The organism is Nocardia asiatica NBRC 100129 (assembly GCF_000308415.1).
Lineage (GTDB): Bacteria > Actinomycetota > Actinomycetes > Mycobacteriales > Mycobacteriaceae > Nocardia > Nocardia asiatica.
Genome location: NZ_BAFS01000073.1, coordinates 1 through 2,860, shown reverse-complemented (window position 1 = coordinate 2,860; position 2,860 = coordinate 1). Strand labels below are relative to the sequence as shown.

The following is a 2,860-nucleotide window of genomic DNA, read 5'->3' as shown; positions in this document are numbered from 1 at the left end:
AGTCCAGCGGGTCGATGCCGTTGCCGCGCGACTTGGACATCTTCTTGCCGAACTGGTCGCGGATCAGGCCGTGCAGGAACACGTCCTTGAACGGCACCTGCCGCTCGCCGCCCTTGCCCGCGGTCAGCGCGGAGTCCTCGGCGACGTAGGTGCCGAACATCATCATCCGCGCCACCCAGAAGAAGAGGATGTCGTAGCCGGTGACGAGAACGCTCGTCGGATAGAACTTCTCCAGCTCGGCGGTGGCGTGCGGCCAGCCCATCGTGGAGAACGGCCACAGGCCGGAGGAGAACCAGGTGTCGAGCACGTCCGGGTCCTGCACCCAGCCCTCGGGCGCCTCCTCGTCCGGTCCGACGCACACCACTTCGCCCTCGGGGCCGTACCAGATCGGGATGCGGTGGCCCCACCACAGCTGGCGCGAAATGCACCAGTCGTGCATGTCGTCGACCCAGCCGAACCAGCGCGGCTCCTGGCTCTTGGGGTGGATCACGGTGTCGCCGGAGCGCACGGCGTCGCCCGCGGCCTTGGCCAGCGACTCGACCTTCACCCACCACTGCATGGACAGGCGCGGCTCGATCGGTTCGCCGGTGCGCTCGGAGTGCCCGACACTGTGCAGGTACGGCCGTTTCTCGGCGACGACCCGCCCTTCCCGCGCGAGCCGCTCGCGCACCTTGACGCGCGCCTCGAACCGGTCCATGCCGTCGAATTCGGTTCCGGTGCCGGTGATCCGGCCGCGCTCGTCCATGATGGTCGGCATCGGCAGCCCGTGCCGCAGGCCCATCTCGAAGTCGTTGGGGTCGTGCGCGGGCGTGATCTTGACCGCGCCCGAGCCGAATTCGGGGTCGACGTAGTCGTCGGCGATGATCGGGATCTGCCGCCCGGTGATCGGATGCTCCAGGGTGGTGCCGATCAGGGCGCGGTAGCGCGGGTCCTCCGGGTGCACGGCCACCGCCGTGTCGCCCAGCATGGTCTCCACCCGGGTGGTGGCCACGATGACGTGCGGCTCGCCGTCGTCGAGTGAGCCGTAACGCAGCGAGACCAGCTCGCCCTCCACGTCCTCGTACTTGACCTCGATGTCGGAGATCGCGGTGCGCAGCTCCGGCGACCAGTTCACCAGCCGCTCGGCGCGGTAGATCAGGCCCGCGTCGTAGAGCCGCTTGAACATGGTCTGCACGGCGCGCGACAGGCCCTCGTCCATGGTGAAGCGGTCCCGGCTCCAGTCGACGCCGTCGCCCAGCGCCCGCATCTGCCACTGGATCGCGCCGCCGGACTCGCGCTTCCAGTCCCACACTTTCTGCACGAACAGTTCGCGGCCGAAGTCTTCCTTCGTCTTGCCGTCCACCGCGAGTTGCTTCTCCACCACGGTCTGGGTGGCGATGCCCGCGTGATCCATGCCGGGCAGCCAGAGCACCTCGTAGCCCTGCATGCGCTTGCGGCGCGAGAGCGTGTCCATCAGGGTGTGGTCGAGCGCGTGGCCCATGTGCAGCGTGCCGGTGACGTTCGGGGGCGGCAGCACGATCGAGTAGCCGGGTTTGCCGCTGGCCGGGTCGGCGGTGAAATAGCCCGCGGCTACCCAGCGCTCGTACATCTCGGCCTCTACCTCGCTGGGCGTCCAGCTCTTGGGGAGGGCATCGGCACGATTACGCGTGTTGTCAGGGGCTGCGCTGGTCACCCCGCGATTCTAGAGCGCGTCGATCGGCCGACTTCGGGTCGGTCGATCCGGAGTGCAGAGTCGTCCGGATCCACCGGTCGGCCCCCGGCCGGAAATCGAGGGCTCGTCCGCCGGCAGCACGGCAATCGCGCCGGGCGCCGCGCATCCGACAAGCGATATTTCGCTGCGAAGACAAAGAAGGCGGAGTCTTCGGTGGATGAGGGACACCGAACACTCCGCCCATGTCAGAAGCTTACCGGCGATCCGGCGCCGACCTCGAAATCCATAAGTAATTCTCAGCTTCCGGCATTTCGTACCCCGCGTATTCCCGTTATCGGACGACGGCCATGGCGTCGGTCAGCACGAGGTCGCCGTTGATCGCGATCGCGGCGGTCGAGCCCGCGCCCGCGGCGGAGATCACCTGCGCGGCCGGATTCGCGACATTCCCCGCGGCCCAGACTCCCGGCACGCTGGTGCGCCCGGTCACGTCCGTCACCACCCAGCCGCCGTCATCGAAGGCGCAGTTCAGCGCGTGCAGCACGGCATCGTTGGCGCGGAAGGAGGGCGCTACGAACATCGCCGTTCTCGGCACCGCTCGCCCGTCGGCCAGTTCCACGCCGCGCAAGCGGTCGTCCACCGCCAGCCGGGCCACCGAACCTTCGACCACCCGGACCCGGCGCGCGTCCAGGTGCGCACGGTCATCCGCGGAGAGGGGCATCGTGTTGGGAAAGAAGACGACGTCGTCCGACCACTGTGGCAGCAGCAGCGCCAGATGCACCGCGCGGGCTCTCGCGCCGGGTTCCGGCCCGCCGAGCACGCCGATCGGCTGGTCGCGGACCTCGTAGCCGTGGCAGTACGGGCAGTGCAGCACGTCCCGGCCCCAGCGCTCGCGCACTCCGGGCAGCTCCGGCAGTTCGTCGCGCAGCCCGGTGGCTACGAGCACGCGCCGAGCCCGCAGCGTCCCGCCGCCGCCGAGCCGCAGCGTGTAGTCCGACTCCCCGCCGCGCTCGGCGTCGATCACGATGTCATCGATCAGTTCCGCGCCGTAACCCGCGGCCTCGGCGGCCCCGGCGGCCAGCAGCTCCGCGGGCGGCATCCCGTCCCGGGACAGGAACCCGTGCATGTGCTCGGCGGGCGCGTTGCGCGGCGCACCGCCCCTGACCACCGCGATTCGCCGCCGCGCCCGGGCCAGCACCAGCGCCCCGGACA

General features: G+C 69.8%; 2 protein-coding genes. Both read right to left on the bottom strand.

Annotated elements, in window-relative coordinates; translation table 11 throughout:
• Positions 1 to 1,672, bottom strand: a 1,672-nt coding sequence (locus ON27_RS07625; RefSeq protein ID WP_043721566.1) for a valine--tRNA ligase, incomplete at its 3' end; no start/stop codon positions are given.
• 310 nt (positions 1,673 to 1,982) lie between these two features.
• Positions 1,983 to 2,860, bottom strand: an 878-nt coding sequence (locus tag ON27_RS07620) for an NAD(P)/FAD-dependent oxidoreductase (protein ID WP_043721565.1), incomplete at its 5' end; no start/stop codon positions are given.